Raw genomic sequence first — 26,139 nt, 5'->3', positions numbered from 1 at the left:
GCCCGACATCCGGCAGCTATCACTGTTCCGTGCCCGGGCTATCAGCATCAGGCGGTTCGACCGCGTGGACCTCGTCAAGCGCGTCGTCGTCCAGGAACGAGATCGGCTCGTCGCCCGGACGCGCGGGCGGAATCATCATGAGGCGGAAACGGGTCGCGTGCGCGGGAAGACTCGCAGGCAGACCGGCCTGACCGTCGATGAAGATGACCAGCCCGTCAGGCGCGCGGTACACGTTGATGTAGTGCGACACATACGACTCGGAAGTCACTTCGTCGGAGCTCCAGTAGTGCAGCACGGCATGCGCCTCCGACGGCAGCGACAAGAGCAGCTGCGTGACCTCCGCGAAGCTGTCGTAGTCAACGAACTGTCCACCGAACGCCTGCTCCAGATCCTCCTCGTCCTGGCCCCAGTCATCCGGACCTGCCTCGAACACCCGACGGTGCACGATGGTGTTGTACGTGGCCACCACCGCCGCCGGACAGTTCCACGAGTAGGCCAGCTCATACCCATGCGGGTTCACCAACAGCACCAGCGGCAACCGAACCCGCATGAAGTCATACTTGCCCTCCTCGGTCAGGAAACTCCCTCCGGTCACCACCCGCAGACCCGGACCGACCTGATGCCCGGATATCCACTCCGTCCCCGCAGTTCCCGGCATTCCACCTCGCGGAGGCACCCTCTCGACATTCGTCGTCCGCGCGGTGCCGGAACGTCCGCCCTTGGTGACAGATGTGCCAGGTGAGCTCGGCCTTGGACGCTTCGCCGACGGAGCGGCGGTATCCCCCGACTCGACTCGCCGTCTCGCGATGAACTGCCGCGCCTCCGCCTGTCGTTGCCGAAGCGCGGTCAAAAGATCCAGCATGACCTCGTTAAGGATCGAAGCCCGCCAACCTGTGACCGGCGAATCCGACTCACCCGCGCCCGGGTCGTGCATCACCGCGGGGAAGGTGTACTCACCCTGAAACTCCCCTTGCTCGCCAGGCTGGATACTGACCAAGGACGCCATGTCCAGCGGAACCCCAGTGCTGAAGACCTTGCCCTGCACGAAACGGAGCGGGGTCACGGTGCGGACCTCCGCACGAAGGGCGGGAATGCTCGCCAGGAACCGGAGGGCCGCCGCCCACACCACATCCGGAGTCGCATGCCGAAGCGCTAGCCCCGCGGCCCCGGTCAGGTGCAGATCGCCTTGACGATTACGCAGCTGACGGACCAGCATCTGCACCATCCGCGCGGTCAACTCGGCGGTTCCCTCGCCATCGTCGGCCTCCACACGCCGGCGAACCGGCCGAGTAGGCGAACCCGTCACCCAGCTGAGAGCGTTGTCCATTTCGACCCCCACGACACCGGGATTGCCGGTGACACCCAGCCGCTGCTCAAGCTTGACCAACAGGTTCGGGCCGGTACGGTGCATGACCGAGTGACGCCGGACCAGGCCCTGGCCCGCGCCGGCCTGCTCCCTGGGAGCGACAGCCGCCACCAAAGGAAAAACTTCCAGCTGCGTGAGATCGTAATGTTCCTTGAGCATGTCGAACCAGACCAGGTGCATCGGATGCCCCTTGGCTGAGGCGATGATGCTGTTATTCAGGAACAACTCTTCACGAGGGACGGTCACCTTCTTTTTCCCGAAACCGAAACCCGCCGTCTCGTGCACCCGGCGAAGCCCACCCGGCTGACGAACCGCATCGTCACCGTCGATATACAGGCCCCCGAAAGCATAGACGATGAGCATCCGCAGGATGTCCGACGCGGCAGCGTACCCGAGCTCGGTTCCCTTGCTCAGCTCAGCACGATAGAACGAGTCCAGCGGCGTAGCCGAGGCCGAGTTGAACACCTCGTCGATGTTCACCAGAACAATATCGTTCTTCTGCGCCCACTCCACCATCTCCCGCACCCCGGTAAGAGAGTCGTCCCGATCCCCCGCCAACACGGCCTCGACCCGGTCACGCGGCACATCGGTCCACAACACTGCCTGACCACCGAACACCCTCGCCGACTCGGCGAATCGCTGCTGACGCATGCCCGTGGTCCCTTGACTGGAGAACGGCCCCCCGACCCAGATGGTGTGCAACAGGTTCGGCGTCACCCGCTGGGCGGGCAACCTACCCGGCTCGATACCCACCCGCTGCCAGTACTTCCGGTCGTCCTCCGACCAATCCGAGACAAGCACATCCTGCTCCGCGGGGGTAAGCGCCTCCGGAGTCAGCGCCTCCACCGCCGGGAAGACACGGGTGAGATTCAACCGAGCCAGCAGAACCATCCCCTGCGCCGCACTCAACCCACCGAGATTCACCGCCCGCATGAACTCCGGCCCCTCAGGCGTACGCCCAAAGCCGAAAATATCCGGGCCAAGCAACTTATGGTACGGACGTCGTCCGGTACGGTCCGCGACCTCCGCCATACCTTCGAGCCGGGACATCACCGCCGCCACCGCACGAGGATCAGCAAGGGAATCAGACATCCCCCGGGAACCTCGCAGGCGGATCAGACGGCCCCTTGGATACTGACAACGCCCGAACCGGACCGGTCATTTCTTCATCAGAAACAGAAGATGTGCCTGGTTCTCCGTCCGACGACGAGTTCATGTCGGTGTCAGACGGAGAACCGACGGAGCCGGTATCGTCGACCTCGGCAAACCGCCCGCCATTCTTGACGGTCGTCAGGCCGGAGGCAGAAAGCCTGGTACGTTGGTCAGCGCCCCAGATGGCGACCTTCTTCTTGAAGTGCTTTTCCCAGGCCCGCTTGATGTTGTAGGCGATCGAAGCCTGAGAGTCCGTCGACATATTGCTCTCGCAGTGACGGAGCAGGATCTTGTCACTCCCACCCGCCTGCATGAAGATGGTGCTGCCGTAGATCGCGCACGCGGCCAGCACCCCGTTCAGCATCACCTCGTCCCCGCGGACGTGCGGCCGCCCCGTGACCATCTGGAAGAAAAGGCCTTCGGATCCGAGACCGTGGCCATCGGTGAGCCATACCCGCTGCCCCGCCCATGGTGACTTCGCGCCGCTCCACGTCGTCTTCCCGTCCTGTGTCACCTTCGTCCGGTAGTAGGTCCCCTGGGCGACATCGAGGTACCGCATGCCGTTCGCCGCGTCATAAGCGGCGTCGAAGTCGTCGGTGGGAAAGAACTGCCCGTGCACGACTCCGTCATGGCGCACGTGTGGGTAGCTGACCAGATCGCGCGGGCGGGGCGCAATCGCGTCGGCCCTCCGCACGGCGCCGAGGGTGACCAGCTTGCCCGGCAGATCAAACGAAACCGGCCCCTCCGGCATGAGCATCGTGCGCGAGTAGCCGCCGGGCACCATCGCCTTGGCGAACTCCTCGATCCCGTTCCCCGCTCTCGCCGGACCTTGGACAATCAGCATCAGCTCGCGACTGGGAGAAGTTCCCATAAGCTTGCGCAACTCGCGGTCGTCCCGCAGAACCTGTGCCAGCTCTTCCTCGGTGGAGAGCGTTACCTTCGCTCCATCCCGCCGCGTCGCGCGGTAGCCGGCCGCTGTAGAACGCGCGACGACCAGCACCGGCGGTTCGTCCTCGTGCCAATTCGAGTCGTGCACCTGTCCGTACTCGTCGCGGAACGGGAAGGAGGCGAGCGATTCGGGGGTGGCCCTGGCAATCCACTTCTCCAGCTCCTTGAGGAGTTTCTCATCCCCGGTCGAACGCACCACCTGCAGCGCGATCTTCTTGTCGGGACTGGTCAGCACGGTGGTCTTCAGATCGCCTGCCCGCCAGGTGGAAACCAGCTCGAACGAAGAATCCTCGCCAAGGCCAATACCATCCCAGCCGATCGACACCTCCCTCGTAGGTGCGTAGACGTCCAGGAAATGACCTGCCGCACGCAACGCACCAGCGACGTCGAAGCCGAGACCACCGTAGTTCACCCGTGCCGCGCCGTCAGAAGACAACAGCACGATCGGGCGACGATCCGACCCCTTCTTCTTTTCCTCTTCCAGCAGTGCGCGGAAATCAGGGTTATCCAGCAGCAATTCACCGATCCGCTTACCGTCCTCCTCCGCGATCTGGCCGTCATACCGCCCCAGGTTCCCATGACTGGTCGCACCATCGAGCGAGACGAAAATCGGCTTACGCCCACCCCAAGGACCCCGCACACCACGCCCGGCCGCGACCGCCTCGGTGAACTGCTCCAGCCGCTCCCGATCGGCGGCGTAATCGTCGCCCGACGGGAACCCGAACACCGCATCATAATTCTCGTAACGCACGTCATCGAGTGTCAACGGCGTCTCAGTGAAACGCTCACCCGGACGCATCACCGGCTGGCCGAATATGCCCTGCGACGCCGCGGCCGAGTAGCTGTGCCACGGTCCGGCCAATTCCGTCAGTGCGGCGACCAGGCCGACGTTCGGATCCACATCGGTTTTCCCCGCGAACAGCCCTTCGGTGGTGATCACGAGCGGCGGTCGCACTTTCTGCCGCTGGGCCGCGGCGAACACACTGGTCGCCAGAGCCAGCTCGGTGAACTCCTCGTCACTGACGGGCAGCTGCTTCTCACTGCCATCCAGCATAACGACGCGCCTACCTCCAGCGGCTTGCCCCTTGAGGTGTAGCGGTTCGGCCCTGCCTTCCTCGATGCTACCTGCCCAGTCCGCGACGACCTCGGTGCCGACGGGCTGCTCATCCGCGTCGTCAGCTTTCTCCGAGAACAGCCGCCGCGAGTACACAGTGGAATCCTCCGCGCCTTCCGTCCACGCTGTCGCCCCCTCCGCTGTGGAGGGAAAGCCCACTCCATAGGTCTTCTCGTCCGCGCCAATCAGCTCGACCCACTGGACATCGCTCAACCGCAGGCGAGAAACACGGTTGAATACGCCTTCATGCGGATTCTCCGAGTCGGGCCGGTCCGCGGCCAGTACTTCACGATACGGACCAGAACCGCGCATCGCCTCAGCGAACTCCCGCAACGAATCTCCGAACTCCTGCAACACATCAACAGAACCACCGAGATGAGCAGAAACAGCACCGACCACGACCGCGATCCGCAGTTCCGGATCCTCCGCTACTGCCTCCTGATAGGCATCGTAGCGGAGCAACCGCTCCGCCAGTTGCGCCCCCGTCACGTACTCGCCGTCAAAATCGAACCCGCTGTCCCGGCCGTTGACGAACACGAAGAACGGCTCGGAGCCACCCTCCGTCGCCTGGGAAGGCATCGCACGATGCAACCTGGACCATCCGTGGAGTTCAGAGACATCATTGGTAAACGCCACGCCGCCGGCGGTATGGGCACTGGGCTCCAACTCCGCACCGAACGAGCTGTTCCACACCCACTTCGCCGGACGGCCCGAGCCTTCGTCCGACGCCGAGTCCATGTCCACATCCGATGACGATTCCATGTCCACATCGGACGGAGAATCCATCAGCCGCACCGACCGGCCACCACCCGGACCATCATGACCACCAGGCTCGACCCGCCGCACACCATCCCCGTCGACACTGACGAACGAACCCTCCGGCAACCACACCACACCATCCTCGAACACCTCAACCACCGAATCCGGACCCACCACCCGACCCGCAAAACCCTTCCCCCGCACCAAACCCGCCACCTCACCCAACACACCACCCGACCCACCCACCCGGCAACTCAGCAACACCACCTTCGACCCCCGCAACCACCCATCCCCCGAACTCATCAACAACCGCACCACCCCCGCCGCATCCACAACACCACCATGCATCACCACCGAAAAAGCATCCGGCTCCCCAGCACCCCGACGAAACGCCTCCTCCACAACCTCCGCCTCACCCGGCGGCAAAAACCCCACACCCCGCACCACACCCGACCCATCCACCAACGGCACCCGAACAAGACCCGACCCATCCCCCGAAACCAACTCCCCCACGGGCACCACATCACCAGCCAACAGGTCAGAACCAGTCCCCGGCTGCGAACTCCCGGGACCCTTCACATTCAGAATGAGATCTTCGAGCACGTGCGCCGCCCCGGCACTGTGGGATCGGCCGGACTCGCGCGAGCCGACGGACCTGGTGTCGTTATCCCGCACCGACAGCTCTTGGTCGTCTGACCGCGATCCGCCCTGCCCGGCATCCCCCAGCTGCTCGGCACGCGGCGAAACGGCTGGTGAATCCACCGTGCGTGCCGACGACGGATGTGACGGCGTCGCCAAAGCCAGCTTGTCCAGGTCTTGATAGTCCAGCCACGGCTCTTCCTCATCCGTGTCCAGCAGATCCGAGCTGTGCCCATCAGCCGATTCGTCCAGCTCGTCGGGGTGGTGTTCGACAGGCGCGGACGTCGGGCCGGTCGATGATGCCGGGTCGCTGGTGTCGTGCCAGGGCGATTCCGGCACCAGCAGGTCGCCGAAGTCCTCGCCACGCACCTCCTGCACTCCGGTGCCCGCGTCGGGAACGTCGAAGCCGAGTGCTTCCAGCCCGGCTTCGTTCACCCGCAGCCAGATCCGGCCGTCGTCGTCGATGTGTTCTTCGACCGCCGCCTTCGAGTCGCGGCTCCACCGCGTGAGAGTCCAGTTCAGCTGCGCACTGACCAGATAGACCTTGCCGGAGTGCTTCGGAACCGCCGACGTCGACGACTCCATCCCGCCCACGGCCTTCTTGCTGCTCTCCTTCGACACACCACCCACACCCAGAACACCGGCCGCCGTCTCGGTCAGCACGTTCGCCTCGGCCTTGGTGTCGTCCTTGACCGACTGCGCCGTCTTGCCCGGCTCGGTCACCTCATGCTCGACCGAGGCGCCGGGAATCTCTCCCCACAGGCGCAGGTCGGTCAAGTTGCTCTTGATAGCGACCGACTTGATGGTCTGACTATCGACGTCGGTCACGAAACCATCGCGGGTCAGTGTGTAGCGGAACTGCTCGCGCACCTGGCCGGAACCGGTACCCAGCAGCAGCGCGTAAGCCCGGCGTGAATTCATCTCGTCGACATGATCACGCACCCACCGATGCAATTTCGGCGCCGCGAACCGGGTCGGCAGAACCACCGCCGAGTCAGGCAGGCCAGGATAGCCATCGACGTTGCGCAGCTCGTTCCAGAACTCACGCGCCGAGCCCTCCACCCGTGCAAGGGGCTGATCATTCCCCGGCCGGTACACCGGTTCCCGGTACCGGACCGCGTCACCGGACAACGCGAAATCGCCGAGGCTATGGGCACCGGTGACCGGATTCCTGCGCAGGAACGGAAGGTACTGGCGATACGTTCCCGACCTCGCGTGCGGCAGCAGCTCCAGCTCGATCTCCAGCTCGGCACCGTAGATCTCCGCCGCGCCCGCCCACCGGAACGTCGTGGTGAACTGCTTGCCCGTGTCCTCCGTGGTGTCACGAGCCGACTTCCGCTCCCCACCCACCTTCGGCCCGAACACCTTCTCGACCAGAGACGAACCGGTGAACTCGGGAATGGCCGGCATGGCGTTGGCGGACGCGCCCGCGTTCCAGTTCGATTTCTGGCCCCGCTTCCGTGTCCTCGTCGTCTTGACCGTCAGGTGCTGACCGTGCTGGGAGCCCGTATCGAGGTGCCGGCCGCCCACCTTCCGCGCCTTCAGCAACGCCAGCTGCTCCAGCTTGCCGGAATCACCGATGCGTTCACCGTGCAGGGGCAGACCACCGCCGAGCATCTCCTGCACCATCGAATCGAAACCGCCCTGCGACAAGGTCCGGCCCAGATCCTCGGCCATCCTGTCGTGCAACTGCTTGAACTTCTCCCTGGCCTCGGCCTCCGGGATGGTCGACTCCCAGGCAGTCAACATCTCCCGCAACCGCGTCTGGAATTCACGCACCAGATCCGCTCGACCGGCGCCCCAGGTACCGGCACCACGCTCGACAGCCTCCGGCAAACCGCCCGGCCGATCGGATGACGACTCTGTCTGTTCCCCAACCTCGGTCTCTACCTCTGCTTGCGTTTCGGCCTGCTCCTCGATTCGTGCGCCGGTCCGGCTGCTCGCCGCCGCGCGTGCCGCCAGGTAGGTCGCGCGGTCCTCATCAGCCAGGTTGTCCAGATCACGGCCGGCTAGCGCGACCTCGGACATCCGGCTCGCCGCCACCCAGATCCGCTTCGCGGCGGGCACGAACTTTTCCTTGCTCTGCGTGGTCGAACCCCGCGGATGCTGATCACCGAACGGACCGGTGACGCTCTCATACACCGAAACCTCCGCCGTATGGAACTCGTCGACCTCGACCAGGTAATAGCGCCCCACATGCGTATCCGTGCTCTCGGTCGCCCCCGAGCCGAGCACACTCCGCACCGGGCCCCGGCTGTAACCGCCGGACGCCTCGCCACCGACAGTCGCCTTCCCCCCGGCATCCACGGACGTGCTCACCGTCCCGGTACCCGAGGTCGTCGTGGACTCAGAGGTCGTGAACTCGGTCTGCGTCTTGCGCGTCTGACGGGAGAAATGCTCGTCATCACGATCGATGATCCGGGCGTTGAAGTAGCGAGTCGTCAGCGAGATCGTCCCGATGCGGTCCCTGCTGCCCACGAACCCTTCATCGTTGTAGCTCTCCAGCCGCTGCACGTCCGAGGCACGGGCGGCCACCTCCGTCCGCACAACCCTGGTGTCCGAGCTCGCCCACAATTCCACCCCGTCGCGTGAGGCGTTCTTCGTGTCCTCATCACCCTCGTGACGCGCTCCCAGGGCTGTCGGCTTGGCGCCCAGTGCCAGCCGCTTGATCGCCTCACCCGCCTTCGCCTGCCGGCCCCGCGTCTCCACCGGCGTCAGCAACTTCTTGACCGTCGAACCCAGATGCCGAACCGGCTTGTAACCCTCCAGGTCATATTCCAGCGGCAACTCCGCCCTGAGCTCCTCCGACAGGTCGAGGGAACCGGCATCCATCCACCCGGTCTCCTCCCGCTGCAGGCCCCGGTCGACCTCCATCCCCATGCCCTGTCTCTTCAGCACCAGGACGTGCGCGTCACCGCTTGTCTCCCACAGGCTGTCGCCGTCGTCCAGGTCATCCACGTCCCGCCCCAGCCGCGCCCGGACAACCCCGGGGAAGACGTACTTGTGCACATCGCCGGCCCGGTGCTCCGAGGAATCCTGATCCGCCAGACCGGACGACCTGGACACCTCAAGCCCGACCGTCCGGCTGATGGCACCGCCCCGGGAAGACTTCCGGGAGACAGTGAAGTCTCCGCCCAGCTTCGCCGGCCCGATCTTGCCCTCCGCCACCAGCTGGAGACTGATCTCCTTGGTCCGCTGGTTGTCCAGCTTCGTCGTTTCGTCCGTGGTCAGCTTCTTATCCAGCTCCCGCCACTCCACCACACCCTTGCCCCCGCCCTGGCCGCGATCCAGCCTGCCGCCCAGGAACAAATCCTTCCCGCCCGGCAACGGGAACCGAATCGGGTCACCCTCCTCGAACAGCTCCTTCGCGTTCTCGTCAAGGAATTCCTTGAAACGGACCCGAAGCCCGCCCAGCTGATGCCCGGCGCCCAGCTTCTGCAAAGCCGGCCCCAGAACGTCGGCGATGAGACTCTCCTGGAGATCCGTTGGCAACATCCATGACGCCTGGAACTGATCGACCACCTCGTCATCGGGAATACCGGACTTGGGCCGGTTCCCGCCGACCCCGGTCACCGACCCCCTGGCCGAATCTCCAGCCGACTCCGTCTCCCCCGGCCGCGACAGCCACAACCTGGCCATACCGGCAACCCGCGTCGCCGGGGAAACCGCACCACCGTCCTGCTTGCCCTCACCGGGGTCGACCGGCTTCACCGGCATCGACTTCCGCACATCCGTCACCGTGACCACATAATCGAACACCAGATCATGCACATCGAAGTTCCCCCGGATAGCGGAGGACCACGTAGACCCCATCACTTCGGTCTCGCTGCGCGTATCCGCGTTCGACTTGCGATACGACGCCGACGCCCCGACGCTCAAATCCTGCACACCGTGCGTTTCGGCCCCGAACGTGTCCGAGATCTTGCCGCCCACGTTGTCCGACCGGCCATGCGACATCCGGTACTCGCCGCTCTGATCCCTCTTGTGCGCGATCCGCGTCATACCCACGCCCATGGGCTTGGTCCACAATTCCGCCGCCCCCGCTCGCGGGGCTATCCCGATCGCGACCTCGACCTCACCCAGATCACCGAAGGTGAAAGTCTTCCGCACCACACCACCGTTGATCAACTCGGTGGCGTACCTCGGGCCCAGTGAATCGAGCCACGGATACAACTTGTCCTTGACCACAGGATCGTCCGCGGTCAGCCCGTACTTGGCGAGCAGCCTGTCACGAACATCGGTCGTCCCGGCGAAAACACCGCGCTGAACCGATTTCCTGGACTTCTCGTGGTGCGATTCCCGGGTGTAGCTGAGCAGGACAGCCGCAGGCAACCCCTCGACCGGCACCGAATGCCCCGGCCACTCCAGACCCAGCGAAATCTGCCCCACCCACACCCTGGCCTCGGGTCGCTGACGGAACGGAACCCGGCTCGCCCGAGGCGTCACGATCACCTCATACGCCACCAAATGCCGGGAAAGACTGCTCTTCCGCTGCTCGGAAGTCGCCTCCGTATACCTGCGCGTCGTCTTGTTCGAAACCGAAGAGCTCGTCTCCTTCCCCAAACCATAAACCTCGAGGCCGAACTTACCGGCCACCGTCGGCGGTATGACCGCCGACGCGACCGACGTCGGATTCACCTTCGGCTTACGTTCCCTGCTCTCAACCGAAACAGTGTCCTCCGGCCGCGACTCGTACGAGGCCGACCACACCGACTCCTCGTCATCCTCGATCGCCGAATCCGACGCCACATCGCCTGTCCCGACATCGACAACCCGGACCTTGACCGAGAAATCCGGAAGCTCCAGATCAATCCCCTTACCCGAACCGACAAGCTCACCCAGGCTCTTGTCTGACAACTCTTTAATCGCGGCGACAGCCCCCAGCGTCCACCCAGTGAACTGGCTGACCTGCTTCCGCAACTCACGCCCGTCCGCCGGCGTACCCACGACCTTGGGCTGATCCAGCGCTGCCCGGAGCACCCGATCTCCGCTACCCTTACCCAGCACCACCGGCATCGAGGCCAGCGTTTGGGCACGTGTCAGACCGGCAGGCGACGAAAACTCGTCATCACGCAAGGTCGACCCGGTAGCCGCGGAGAACTCCGGACGAGACGTCAGACCCGGGTCAGCCGACGTGGCCCGCGGCCGCGCCGTCCACTGAGGCGAAAGCAACCCCGACGCCGGCTCAGGCCGCCCGCTACCACGACGCGAGCGACCCCCTCTTGAGCCCGCTCGTCCGCCCTTGTCGGCAGGCGCACCGGCCTGCCTGGACTGTGCATCCGGCGCCGCGGCCGATCCAGCCGACTCACTGTCCACATCGGACGGCGAATCCATCAGCCGGACCGACCGGCCGCTACCTGGACCACGATCCCTGCCAGGCTCGACCCGGCGTACACCATCCCCATCAATACTGACGAACTCACCTCCCTCCGGCAGCACCACCGCACCATCCTCGAACACCTCAACCGCCGAATCCGGACCCAGCACCCGACCCGCGAAACCCTCCTCCCGCACCAACCCCGCCACCGCCCCCAGCACATCACCCGACCCCAATCCACCCACCCGGCAACTCAGCAACACCACCTTCGACCCCCGCAACCACCCTTCCCCCGAACTCTTCAACAACCGCACCACCCCCGCCGCATCCACACCCTCACCATGCATCACCACCGAGAAAGAATCCGGTTCCCCAGCACCCTGGCGAAACGCCTCCTCCACAATTTCCGCCTCACCCGGCGGCAAGAACCCCACACCCCGCACCACACCCGACGCATCCACCAACGGCACCTGAACAAGATCCACGTCAGGAGAATCCTGCTGAACCAGTTCCGCCAGCGGAGCCGGATTCTCCACCGTCCCCATCGGACGATCCAGCCGCACACCGCGCGCCGTTCCTGTGCTCCTGCCCGCCACACCCGGCTGAGAGCCGGGCTCACGGTTCGCGGCGTCGCCGCCCGGCTGAGCGGAAGCCGCCGGGCCGAACGGCCCCGTCACCGGACGCTGCCCCTCGACATGCACCTCGACGAGGCCGAGCCGCGGATCGTGCTCGCTCTCGATGATGCTCTCCCGGACACGTACCCGGGCGAGCACCTGGTCGACTGTCAGCCCCGTTGAACCCGCCGGGTACTGAGCGAGCCTGTTCCGCACAACACCCTCGATAAACCGCCGGGAAGGCGCGATCTGCGACGTGAGCTGGTCAGCCGGTACGTTCATGGTCAACTCGAACAGCGGCAACCGATCGGCCGGAGCCCGCACAGCCGCGTCGACAAACCCCTCAGCCATCCACCCGATACGGTTGCGATCGATGACGCGCACCGCACCCGCGTTGTTGTTTCTCGTTTCGTAGTCACTCTGCGCACGGTAGGAATCGGTCGTCCTGACCCGAGAGTCACGCAAGTACCACTCCCAGGCCCCGGCGGTGCCGATAGTGCCCCGCGACAGAATGAACGTCGGCCTCAACTGCCATTCCGCCGGACGATCAGGGAACCGGTCGGCCGGATACAGCTCATCGAGCGCCTGCCGCAACGCGCGCGACGATCCCGCGCGTAACACCTCGGCGATCGTTCCCGCGCGTACAACCTCGGCCGTCCGCTGGAACCGGTCTCCTTCCTCCGAGTTGACCCGCACGACGAACTGCAGATCGACCCCCTCGTGTTCGGTGAATCCACGGTTCCGCGACATGACCTGCCGCACGATCATCCGCGCAGCTTCCAACAGCGCCGCGTGATCGTCAGGGGACAACTGGAGAGCAATCCCTATCCGGCCCCTCGCGAGCGCGGACGGCGGCAACGAGGCCGCGGCGGAAGCCAGTGCGGCTGAGGTCAGCGCCGTGTCGGCAACTGACGCATCGGAACGGGCTGTGTCCGTCACGCCAACCGCATCCTGGGCAACCGGCTCACTGGCCGCAGGCTCCTGGACAGAGGGCTCCGCGCCCAGATCCGCCGACCGGTCCAGCCCGATGAGGTCGATGTCCCCGAAGTCAAGATCCATCGGATCGAAGTCGAAATCGATGTCCGACTGCTCGCCAAGGTCACCGGCCGGTGCATCGGCCTGCCCCACCGGAGCAGGGTTCCCCGGCGATGCCAGGTTCATATCCTCCAAGCCGAAGTACTCGTAGTTCTTCCCCCACCTCGCCTCATCGTCGAACTCGTCCGGCGATGAACTGAGCGCGTCGTCGTCTTGGACCTGCTCCACCGCGTCCGGAACACGCTCATCCGACGGGGCATCGGACATATCCTGGTCATCGTCGAATGGGCTGCCGATGCGCTCTGACAGGTCGTCATACCGCGGCCGCTCTTCCAGCCCTTCAGTGTGCAAACCCTCCTCAGCGTCGAACAAGTCGCCAGCCGACCAATCGCCCGTCGGTACGGGCGTTTCCGCGGCCTCCGGGGACAACCGCGGCTCCCACCGCTCCATCACGCTGCCGAGGTCGCTCGTCGGTGAACGGGGTGAATCCTCGTGATCGGACCGGACCGACCGATCATCATCATCGAGTCGGCTGTCGACACCACTCACTTCAGAGCGGCGCTCAACAACCGGTTCGGCGCCACGGTCACCCTGATCGCCGTGATCCACACGCTCGGAGGCGGATTCCTCGTCCGCCGGCGAACTGGACGAATCATCCTGATCGCCGTCCAGCTGAGGAGCGAGCTGCGGCGTCGTGCGCGGTGCCGCCGCGGCGGTGGGTGCGGGCAGGCGTTCCGGCTCCGGCGTGGCGTCGTACAGATCTTCCTCCTCGACGGCCTGGGCCTCGACCACTCCGTCACCGGAGGTACTGTCACCCTCGGCAGCCTCATCCCACGCGGCAGGCGCGCCAGAACCGAGCGCGGCATTCTCCGCAGGCGAGGTCCTGACAAGCCGAATTCCCTGCTGGAGGTCGTCATCCTTGAAGACCGTCATGTGGTCACGCAGGAGCTGGAACAAGGGATCCGACTCGTTCCGCTTGAGATTCTTCCAAACCACCCCAAGGTGTCTCGTCACCAATTTACTGAGGTCCTCGACACGATTGTCAACGGACACATATTTTCCGGACACACCGATGTCCAGCCTGGGGCGCACGCCCTGCTGACTGCCAAGGAATTCTCTGACAAAACCGTCCACCACCAAAAGCAGCCGCTCCTCAGTGGCTACAGACAACTTTTCCATTGCACCAAAAACGTAATGAAGGTTCAATTTCCGTGCATTACGGTAATCATCCTCGACCCAGCCATATGGGCCGACATCTCGGACCGTCACCCGCCCCTCTAACGGGTCACTTGGAAACACCCTGCGTATGACCCAGGTGATCGGCAAGCGTTTAAATGTAACGTCATCGACACCGCCGTCCGACATGGCGCGGCGCAACCGCTCGACAATGTGGTATTGTGCAATCTCTTTGATCGTCTTCGGCTGCGCAACCCCCCTCATTAGTTCCCTACGCGTCAATTTCTTCTTGCCATCAAGCGGCAAGCTCGTCCTGACGAAAATCTCGACGTCCGGTAGTACAGCACCCTGATCGAGATCCTTGATATAGCTACCCAATTTCCGGCCGTAGCCATCGATGTCTTCTCCGATCAGCCGCGCACCATCCACGTCGAGGGTATGAAAATGCCCCTCCGCACGTTTGGGACGATCATCCTCTGCCGGATCGACTTGCTGGCCCGCCTGATCATCAGGCTCCGGGGCCGTTTCACGTGCCTCCCGCTCAGCCTGCTCGACCCGAGCCCGCTCCTCCGCCTCCCACACAGTCTGCGCCGTCAGCGCAGAATCACGCACAGCGGACAAAGAGTCAGACATTTCCCGAGCGTCGTCGCCGACAAGATCGCGCGTGACCATCTCGGATTCACCCGAGGGCCCCTCTGTCTCCTCATCACGGCCCTGTTCGACCGTCTGCCGCCCTTCACCACTGGGGGAGCCGGTATCCCCGTCGCCGAAGTCCAGGTCGTCCAAGCCGAGATTGGCGTAGTCCATCCGGCCGTGCTCCTCCGACGACAAGCTGGACGCGTCATCGTCCCCGCCCTGCTCCACCATGTCCTGCTCGCGCTCCACTGACGGAGCATCGGACATGACCTGGTCTTCAGCGGCCATCGGCTCAGCATCGGAATGGTTCTCGGAAAGCAGTGCTTCTTGGGGCACGAGGTCGCTTCCAGTCACCGGCTCCCCTGGCCCTGCTTCGGCAGGCAGGTCCAGCAAGTCGCCCGTCGGTACGGGCGTTTCCGCGGCCTCCGGGGACAACCGCGGCTCCCACCGCTCCATCACGCTGCCGAGGTCGCTCGTCGGTGAACGGGGTGAATCCTCGTGATCGGACCGGACCGACCGATCATCATCATCGAGTCGGCTGTCGACACCACTCACTTCAGAGCGGCGCTCAACAACCGGTTCGGCGCCACGGTCACCCTGATCGCCGTGATCCACACGCTCGGAGGCGGATTCCTCGTCCGCCGGCGAACTGGACGAATCATCCTGATCGCCGTCCAGCTGAGGAGCGAGCTGCGGCGTCGTGCGCGGTGCCGCCGCGGCGGTGGGTGCGGGCAGGCCCTCCGCCTCCGGTGTGGCACCGTACAGATCTTCCACATCCTCATCGACGGCACGGGCCCTGGCCACTCCGTCGCGGGAGGTGTTATCGCCCTCAGCAGTCTCATCCCGCACGGCAGGCGTCTCAGGGCCGAACGTGGCCGTCTTCGCGGGCGAGGTCCTGACAACCGTGAATCCGCCGGAGATTGCCGCCTTGACGACCTTCGCATGGCTGCACATGATCCCGAAAAGCGGATCCGCCTTACTCCGCCCGAGACCCTCCCAAACCCTTCCAAGATTTCTCCGCATCAAATCGGCCAGCTCGGCAACACGATAACCAACGAGACTATATTTTTTGGACACAAGAACATCGAGCGTGGGACGCAGATCCTCATGACTGTCGAGGAATTCCCCAACAAAGCCTTCCGCCACCAAAAGCAGCCGCTCCTTAGTGGCCACGGACAGCTTCTGTTCACGCTTCCGGCCAATGTAAGTGAAATACAATTCTTGCGCGTTACGGTAATAGTTCTCGGTTCGAGCATGCGGGTCGACATCCTGGACGGTCACGATTCCGTCACCAACGAAGTTTTTCTTATTACTCCGATAAAACACCATCCAGGTGATCGGTAGACGTTCAAATTTTCCACTGTCGAGGCCGGCGGCCAGCATGGCGGAGCGCAACCGCTCGATGACGTGGACTTTTGCTCGCTCTTCGATTGTCTCCTGCTGCGGGCTCATCTGTCCCGCGCGCGTCACTTCTTCCTTGGTACCAGGCCGCATTTTTGTCCAAGCGAAAATCTGGATATCCGGCAATACCGTATCCGGGTCCAGCCCGTTGATATAGCTTGCCAGTTTTCGACCATAGTCGTCAATTTCAGCACCAGCTAGCTCCACGCTGTCAAAGTTGAGGACAGGAAAATAACCCTCCGCAAGCTTGGGACGCTCATCCTCTGCCGGATCGGCTTGCCGGTCCGGCTGCCCATCAGGCTCGAGGTCCGGGGCCGTTTCACGTGCCTCCTGCTCAGCCTGCTCAACCCGAGCCCGCTCCTCCCGCTGCCCAGCCTCCCGCTCAAGCTGCGCCGTCAGCGCGGGAACACGAACAACGGTTGAAGCACCAGACATTTCCCGGGCGCCGTCATCGGCATGATCGCGCGCGACGGACGGCTGCCGTGGCACGGTCGGCTGCATCCGCAGTTCCCATTTGCCGTAGTCACCTACCTCCGCCTCAGTACGCACGTCGCGAGCGGCGTACAACGTCAGCCTATCGATGGATGACGCAGGGAACCCAGCCTCGCGCAGATGACCGTTCACGAGTTCCTTGAATTTCCCCCGGATCGCTTCGATCATTTGTTCATGTATTCCAGCCATCTGCTCGTGCGGACCATGCAATCGCACCTGGAGGTCGACCGCGGTGTGCCCTTGCCTGAACAATTCGGTCAACTGCACAGCAGCCTGGTCAATACGGCCTGCTTCGTCCTCGGAAAACACCGGCCCACCCCGCGACCTGAAATCACCGTAGGCCACCGGTTCACCCGCCGACAGCCGCTGCAAGCGAACCTCCAAGGAATCACCCGAGAGCCCCGCAGCCTCCTCATCACGGCCCTGTTCGACCGTTGACTGCTCCACAGACCTCTGATCACGATTCGCCGGGCCGACACCGAAGCCCACCGGATCATCCACATCGTGATCAGAAAGCGGCGCGGGAGCGGACTCGGTGACCCTCGAGCCAGTGGTCCACTCAATGTTTTTCGGTAGTTCGGTCCGCACGTTGTCCAATGCATGCGGAGGCCCGATGATATCGGCCAAAAGCACCGGCTGAGAACTCGTGGCGTCCCGGCGCAGCACGACGTGCCTGGTGATGAACTCCCTCGGCGTCAACGGCGAATCACGGAGCAGCAACTCCGTTCGCACCGCCTCATTGACCAAAGCACTGATCACCCTGGTACGTGCCGCCATCCGTTCCTCGGCGGTGCGCAGATCGAGAACAAGACGTGTCGGTTCGCCCGGATCCGCACCACCCGGATTGTCCAGCACCCGCGAGACCAGGCCCTTGATCATCCACCTCAGCCTGCGTTGCGCCGCCTTCGACGGTGCGTCCTGCCAGCCGATGAACGGCACATCCAGCCGCCGTGCCGCCACATAACTCTCCGGTGTGGCATGCGTTCCTCCGTGCACTCGAATCTCGGCATGCCGCGAGGCCTGGTCCCCGCCGGGGCCAGCGATCGGATCGAAGTTCAGCCAATCGCCCTCGGGGTCGACACCACGATTCCCGACCGCGCGTCGCAGATTTCGCTCGAAATCCCCAAACCGGAAACCATACCGCTGCCAAATGGCGGGGAAGTACAGCCGGAGGTCCGGCGTCTCACGATTCTCGGCAAGCAACGAAGCGACATGGTCGGCGAATTCCTCCGCGAACCGGGCAAGCTTCTCAAGAGTACCCGATGACAACTGCGATTGTCCCGACGACCGCTCAGTCTCCAGCTTCCACACACCGACAGCAGCGTCAAACCGCGAGGGATGGTACGCACTCGTCGGCCGCACGGCCTGTGCTGCCAACGGCAGTTCGACATCAATCGAACTGAGATCAGTCTCGTCAACAGCCTCATCGTCCTCACTGAACGCGTCGGACATATCGGTATCACTGAAATCGTCATAAGCGCTTCCACTGCGAGCGCCCGGCTTCCCTGGGTAGTAGGGCAGTCCCAGCGGCGCCGACTGCCCCGGCCCGGACAGATCGTCGGGATTCCGAAGCTGCACAGGTTCCGACACGTAAAAGCGGCTGAACGAAGAAAGAGAAGCCCGAAGCCCCGTCTCCGCATCGACATAGACGAGATCCCCATCAACATGACTCCGATACGCGGCGAACGTATGCATATCCGGATTCCCCGTACGCTCCGCGTGCACAACACACGCCGACCCCCATGAAGACAACCGCCCCCGCACCTGCTCGTCAACTAACCGCTCATCCGCATACAACGAATACTTCAAACCTGGAATAACATCATCGAATACCTCGAACGGATCCATCAGATCCGGCGCCGGAGGAGCCTCGAACACCCGATCAAACGCAAGTGAATTCAACAGTTGCACCGTCGCCCACACACAGTTGATCACATACCCGGAGAAGCCCTTCTCCCCAGCCAACCCACGCAAATAATTCGCCCTGTTAACGCCCGAAACAAGCCGACCAAGTTTCTCCCCCACATAGGCACCCCGCCCCAGCGCCGACGACACCCCCGGAGCAACCACAGAACCGCCCGGCACGAAAGCCGAAGCCCGCCCCGACCGTGCGCCCGCCAGTACCACAACCTCATCGCCCAGCTCCCGATCGTCCCCAGCATCGGACAGGCTCTCATCAAAATCGGAATTACCCCGATCAACATCGGAGTCATCCATCTCATAATCTTCTTCATCAGAAGAGATCACGTCACCGGGCGCATCAGGGAGATCTTCACTCTCACTAAGAAAGGGCTCGTCGCCCCATTCAGCAAGCTCAGCTCTCGGATCACTGTCGTGCCCGAAGGCGATGTCACCGTCCTCGTCCAACCAGCGTGACATCCGACCTCCCGTCTTTTCTTCCTCCTCGTCGTCACGCCACTCGAGAGTCGCCGAGTACTCGCGAGCCAATTCGAGCGCTCGACTCAGTTCAGCTTCGTGGGTTGCAAAACTCGTGATGTGGTTTTCCTTGTCGCAAAAGTAGGCTACCCAGCCCTGCGGGTCCAACTCGGAAATAGCCCGGCCATCCTGCACGACATCGCGTACCGCCAGCAGTTCTCCGGTTTCGTCATCAATAGTCGACTTGGCATGCGGCGCCATGATGGGATGACGAGAGAACCCTGCGTAGTCACCCACGAAATTCTGACGCACGAACTCCGGGAACCATTCGGACTGAGCCGCATTGCTGATCGCGAATACCGGCGACTTCTTGAGACCGAAATCGCGACGCCAAAGATTGAAGAGGATCTCTTTGCTCGATACCTTTTGGCCGTCCATCAGCACAATACGGCTGATATCACCTCCATCGACAGTCGCTATGAACACCTCCGCGCCCGAAGGCTCCTTGACAGCCCGGGAGATCCGGGATATCTCCGCGCTCGACATCCCGGGAACCGGAAAGAAGAATCCACCTTCCGGCAGGTTCATGGTCTTCGAACGATGTTCCTTGTCATTGTCGGCGCCACTCCGCCAAGGCTGGGTGGCGGCAAACAAATGCAAGATGAGTTCCTGCGCCTCCCTGCTCACCGGAACCATCCGCAGGAAGCGCACTAGTTCAGGCAGCCCGGCTCGGCCGCTGAACAGCAGCATCGGCATTTCATCCAGCAAGGAGTCAAGCTCCGCGTCGATCGTGGAATCCATTCCGGCAGCGTGAATGAGGGCGGATATCTCCGTGCGCACCTGCCACACCCAGGCATTCCCGTCCGCCGCCCAGTAACGATCCTCTCGGCGGAACTGACCGGTCTCGTCAGCATTCCCGAAGTTCATGCCGTCATGCTTGTCCCGGCTCAGTTTGGCTACATCCGCAGCAGACTCCACACGTGCCGGAGGGAACGGGTTCGGCCCGACAACCCAAATCCGCCGCTGCGTGCCGTCGGTATAGTTTGCCAGGCGGTACAGCAGCGCTTCAAACGCTTTGTTGATCTTGGCTGCTCGCAAGTATTCATGCGGCGCCGCCGCTCGCTCACGGAAGCTGAGATTGATATGTCCACCTCGTCCGGAAAATGTGATCGGATGCCGCTGAATTCCGGTCAGAATATCGCCGAAGTGCTTCCACGTACCCGGCTCCTTCAGCTGGAGAATCCAAGGCACCAGCTCAGTACCGAACCGCGTGACAAGCTCCCGCACCATGATCCATTTGTTTTTCTTTTCGAGTTCACTTTCTTTCCGCGCCTGGTCCATAAGTTTCCCGGTCCGGTCCGGAGCAATGGGCAATCCGGCCGGCAGCCCTTCGACCCAACCGGATAGATGTCCCGCGCGGGAAAGGTCGCCCGACAGCCGGTTCGCACGCCGGTAGTACTGCCCGAAGTTCTTGGCAAGAATCACGAACTCGAGCTCGGGACCGAACTGGAGTGGAAAACGGGAGTTCACCGACCCAGGAATGTCGTTCGGATAGAACTTGGGCTTATAGCTCGGATCATTCACGGCGGCGTGGTAAGTCTTCTCAATCTGCTCAAACCGGGCTTTGTCGGACCGCTCCTCTGCCTCGGACAACATCGCCACCCCGGTGCGCAACTGATCCAACGGAACGTCAGAAAGATCATCAATATTTCCGACGCGTGCCCACAGGTCCGCGAAATCAGTTACATCGAGCACCTGGACATCGCGGCCAATCTGTTCCCGCAACGCAAAGAATTTTTTCTCAAGCGCCCTCCGCTCCCGGTTGTCACCGTCGGACCCCGCACGAACGCCACCCTCCAACGGAGGCTGGGAACTCGAGACGCCTGTCGATAGCGGCGCCATCCCCGCGCCGGCGTTGGCGGGCAGCAGCTCACCAACACCGCCGTTCGGCGCGGCCGTCCCCGCCAGCATGGCCGCCGTTAAAGCCACCTCCCACGCCGAATTGAGGTTGAGCTCGTGCGAACCAATCGGAATATTCTGGCGTCGGGCTGAATTCACCAATTCGTTCGCCACAGCGTCACGATAAGGGCCTTGCCACCCATCCGGCCCCACACTCACGGCCCGCAACAGCGACTGCGCCATCTGATTCACGACCGCCCGCTCTTCCTCCGACAGCGCGGCCATGCCCTGGCCAAAGGATCCTGGGGTGTGGTACGGGTTTTCACCGAAACCTTGAGCAGTGGGGAAGTAGGGCAATACCAAGGGCGCCAGGATGCCGGACTGGGACGGATCATCCGGATTCCGGACCGGAACGGAATCCAGTACGGCAAACCAATCGAAGGGCATCAGCTGCGCCGGCAGGCCAGACTGGGCATCGAAATAGTCGATACTCCCGTCGAGGTGATGACGATAGACGGCGAAGATATGCGAGAACATAGTGCCGCTCGCACTCGCGCAAACGACACTCAACGAACCCCACGGCTGAGTCCGCATATACGCCTCGATCGACTGCTTGCTCTCGTGAACCTTGAAGCTGCGCTGAGGAAAAAGGTACCTGAACGCCCGCATCCCGTTCAGTGATCCCGATGTTGGGGGCGCCTTGAACGTAGAGCCGAACGCGAGCGTATTGATCAGCTGGATCGTCGCCCACACACAGTTCATCGTGTAGCCGACGTAACCCGGCACCCCCCTCTTGGCAAACTGATAGTTCGGCCGGTTGATATTCTGTGTCCCCGGGAACTTCCGCTGCTGGTATTCGCTCGCCCAATGCTCCGCCGGCTGCCCGTCGTGGTCGACGAAACTCTCGTACCACACCACCGACGTCGACACTGTCGGCGCCGACGTATGTGCCGAATGCGCCTGCACAGAAGCGGGCGCATTCGTCGGAGCCATCCCCGAGCCGACGTTCATGGGCAGGCCGACACTCCGTCCACCGCGTGCGGCGGCCGGACCTGGCGTGATCAGAGTTCTCATCCGCCGGGCCACCGTCGCGACAGGGCCAGGGAGGTCTACCGAACCGATCGGCGCGTTCTGGCCCCGTGCGGTACGGACCAGCTCGTGCGCAATGGCCTCACGGCCCAGCGCCAGCAACCGACCCGAAACCCCGGACCCGGGCGACGGGTCCGGCAGCAGCAACCGCGTCCACCGCTCCACGACCCGCCGCTGATCCTCCGGCAACTCGGCCAGCTCCACGGCATCCTGTTCCCGCTCCGCCAGCGCCTCCGGCGCGAACACACGACGCGCCAGTGCGGTGCTGCCGGCACCGAATTCACTGGGGAAGTAGGGAAGCCCGAGCGGTGCCGGGATCCCTGGCAGGGCAGGATTGTCCTGCTGCCGGACTGCGATTGGCTCCAACACGTGGAAAACGTCATAGCCCCCGAGGCGCGTCGAAATCCCGGTCTGACCGTCGAAGAAATCAATACCCCCGTCGAGGTGATGACGATACACCACAAAAGCATGCCTGCTGCGAGCACTAAAATTAGACGCAAGAACGAAGCTCAGTGACCCGTTCGGCTGAGACAGCATGTACCAGACGATCGACTGCACGTTCGTATGCCGCGATTCCCGAAGATAAGGGAACAGGTGCATGAACGTCTCATCCCACATTAAGCCAACCGCTGTCGGCGACGCGATGAACTCGGATTCGAACGCGATCGTGTTGGCGAGCTGGATGGACGTCCACACACAGTTGTGAATAAAACCAGCGAAGCCCAACTCTCCGGCCATGGCACGTAGATAGTTCGACCTGTTGATCGCCAACGCGTGCGGGAACCTCTGCCGCGAGTAGGTGAGCATCCCCGGCATATCCGGGCTACCATCACTGGCGACGAAGCTCTCAAACGACACATACGGCAACACGGATGCCGACCCCACCGACGCGGGTAGCGCATACGCTCCATGCTGGCTCGCGGGTAGTACATCCCTCCTACCGCCACGGTACTCACCCCGTCTGGCACCGGTCAGGTCGTCCACATGCGCGGCCATTTCCCACGCCGGGTTGAGATCGAAATAAAGCGAGCTGATCGGAGTGCGCTGGTACCACGCGGTACGCACCAGCACCTGCGCCACGACCTGCCGTCCCTGCGCCAGCAACACATCCGAAACCCGGTACGCGGGCGGCGGATCCGGCAACAGCAACTGCGCCAGCCGCTCCACCGGCTCCCGCTCCCCGTCCGGCAGCATGGCCAAGTCCGCGGCAGCCTCCTGCGCTCGCACGGCCAGTTCGTCCCTCAACCGCTGACTGGAATCGGCGGCCCCGGCCGGCATCCCGAACTGCTCGGTAGGCATGTTCGCCGGCACCACCACTGTGTCCTCGGACTCGGTGCCGGAAACATCGATGACGGTGCCGGGACGGGAAGATCCGCTGTTCGCCCCGGACTCCTCCTGGTAGAAGGGCGTCTCCAGCGGCTCCGAAGTATCTGCCGAGTGCGCCCGCACGGAAGCGGACGCATTCGGCACATACGTCGGAGCCATCCCCGCGCCGGCGTTGGCGGGCAGCAGCTCACCAACACCGCCGTTCGGCGCGGCCGTCCCCGCTATCATGGCCGCTGTTAAAGCCACCTCCCACGCCGAGTTGAGGTCGAGCTCGCGCGAGCCAATCGGAATATTCTGCCGCCACGCAGAAGCCACCAATTCGTTCGCCACAGCATCATGATCAGAGCCTTGCCACCAACCCGGGCCCACACTCACGGCCCGCAACAACGACTGTGCCATCCAATTCACGAACGCCCGCTCTTCCGCCGGCAACGTGGCCATGCCCTGGCCAACGGAACCTGGGTTGTGGTCCGAGTTTCCGCCGAAACCCGGACTTTTGGAGAAGTAGGGCAATGCCAAGGGTGCCGGGATGCCGGGCCGGGACAGATCATCCGGATTCCGGACCGGAATGGAATCCAGCACAAAAAACCGACTGTAGTGCATCAGCCTCGCCGGCAGGCCAGGCTGGGCATCGATATAGTCGATACTCCCGTCAAGGTGATGACGATAGACAGCGAAGTCATGTACGATCTTACTGTTTTCCTTCTCTTGCCCGATAATGACACTCAACGAGCCCCGCGGCTGAGTCAACATATACGCCTCGATCGACTGCTTGCTCGTATGCACCTTGTAGCTGAGCTGGGGAAGCAGGTACCTGAACACCCGCCACCCGTTCAGGAGCCCCGGTGCGGGGGGTGCCTCGAACGTATAACCGAACGCGAGCGTATTGATCAGCTGAATCGTCGCCCACACACAGTTGATCGTGTAGCCGACGGAACCCGGCACCCCCATATTGGCGACTTCGAAGTTCAGCCTGTTGATTTCCTGTGTCCCCGGGAACTTCCGGTGCTGGTATTCGCTCGCCCAATGCTCCGCAGGCAGCCCGTCGTAATCGACGAAACTCTCGTACGACACCACTGACGTCGACACCACCGGCGCCCCCGCACCGGCGTTCACGGGCAGCCCGGCACTCTGTCCACCGTGTGCGGCGGCCGGACCTGGCGTGATCAGGGCTCTCATCCGCCGGGCCACCGTCGCGACAGGGCCAAGAAGGTCTACCGAACCGATCGGCGTGTTCTGGCCCCGTGCGGTACGGACCAGCTCGTGCGCAATGGCCTCACGGCCCAGCGCCAGCAGCCGACCCGAAATCCCGGACCCGGGCGACGGGTCCGGCAGCAGCAACCGCGTCCACCGCTCCACGACCCGCCGCTGATCCTCCGGCAACTCGGCCAGCTCCGCGGCATCCTGTTCCCGCTCCGCCAGCGCCTCCGGCGCGAACACACGAGGCACCAGCGCGGCGTCGAACTGCTGATCCAGCGCGGCGTGTGCCCGGTCCCCGGCCGTGCCGGCATGTTCCGGAGCCGCGTCCGGGGGCAGAGCGTCCAGGCCGTTCTCCCGCCAAGCGTCCATAAAGGACCGAGCGCGGGCCAGCGGGTCCTCGTGCGCCCGGTCGGAGTGGATCAGGTGCGCCAGCGCGTCCAGCAGCACGTGCCGCATCGGCCACGTCCGGCCCAGCTCGGCCACGCTCATCGTCGTGTCCGGCACCACCATCGGCAGAGCACGCAACCGCAGCTGCGCGATCTCGTCGCGGGACAGAGTGCCCTCCCGGCGCAGCGCATCGAGCTCGCCCGCGTGCCATGCCACGGTCGACGCCCACGGCCGCTGCTTCGCGACAGCGAACTCCTCGCGCGGCAACGCGGGCCCGACTGTCGGCCACCTCGTGGCGACCAGTGCCTCGGCGGCCTCACCAGCGGCCTCCCGCCCAGCCTTCCGCACCTGCTCCCGCATCCGCTGGTCCACGACTGGTGGGGTCTCCTGGTAACCCGGCGGCGACTCAGGCAGCGTGTCCAGCACCTCGGCGAGCTTGTCCCGCTCCGCCGACGCGACGACACCACCAGACGGCCCCGCCACAGGCGACCCATCAGCGACATAGTCCTCCGCGGCAGCCGGACGATCAGCAGGTGTGTCGTTGCCGGGCCGGGCAACCGCGATGGTGGTTTTCCCGTTGACCGGCTGGAACTTGAACCGGGACGCGCCATCCAACGACGGGACGGCACCCCGCTGCATGTCGAAATAGGTCACATCCCCGTCGGGGTCTCGCAGCACAGTGATCACATGCGCGCCGCCCTTGGCCGTGTTGTACCGGACATGCCCATAACCCTTACCCGCGGCCGCCTGGAACCTCATGTACTGGTCGATGACCGAACGATCACTCACCCAATACGCCGGACCGTACTGGTCTTCCAGCTTCTTCAACGGCTCGCCCTCGGGCGGCGCGGGCTTCGCCTTATGCACCTCACCCTCGGGGTCGAAGTGCGTCTTGGCGCCCGCGATGGTCGATTCCAGACAGTTCGTATCATGCCCCGGCACCCCGTCGACGTAGTTCTGCCGGTTAACCCCCAGATACCCCGAGAACTTCTCCTCCGTGTACCGCTGCTCCTCCTCCGGTGTGAAGTCCGCTTTCGTCCGCACCTTTATCCCGGCTCCCCCCACCCCCCTCGCCGCCGCAGCAGCCCCCGCCACCCCCAATCCAGCCATCCGCTCCACCAACGACCCATCCGGCCGATACCCGCTCCCTGCCAACAACGACAACGGATCATCACCTCGAGCCAGCGAAACACCCACATGCCACAACACACCT

Annotated in this window: 2 protein-coding genes; both read right to left on the bottom strand. The window is 63.7% G+C overall.

All coding sequences use genetic code 11. The features are described 5' to 3' along the window. Window positions 1–19 precede the first annotated feature (19 nt). A complete protein-coding gene (locus ACFWX1_RS02345) occupies window positions 20–2,458 on the bottom strand; it encodes a glycosyltransferase (protein ID WP_378383009.1) in 2,439 nt (812 codons plus the stop codon). Further along, complete coding sequence (locus ACFWX1_RS02340; protein WP_378383008.1) at window positions 2,451–25,970, bottom strand: hypothetical protein; 23,520 nt, start codon at window positions 25,968–25,970, stop codon at window positions 2,451–2,453. The genes ACFWX1_RS02345 and ACFWX1_RS02340 overlap by 8 nt, the downstream gene beginning before the upstream one ends. Between the last annotated feature and the right edge of the window lie 169 nt (window positions 25,971–26,139).

Source organism: Amycolatopsis sp. NPDC059021 (genome assembly GCF_042739895.1).
Taxonomy (GTDB): Bacteria; Actinomycetota; Actinomycetes; order Mycobacteriales; family Pseudonocardiaceae; genus Amycolatopsis.
This window is presented reverse-complemented; position numbering and strand designations above follow the sequence as displayed.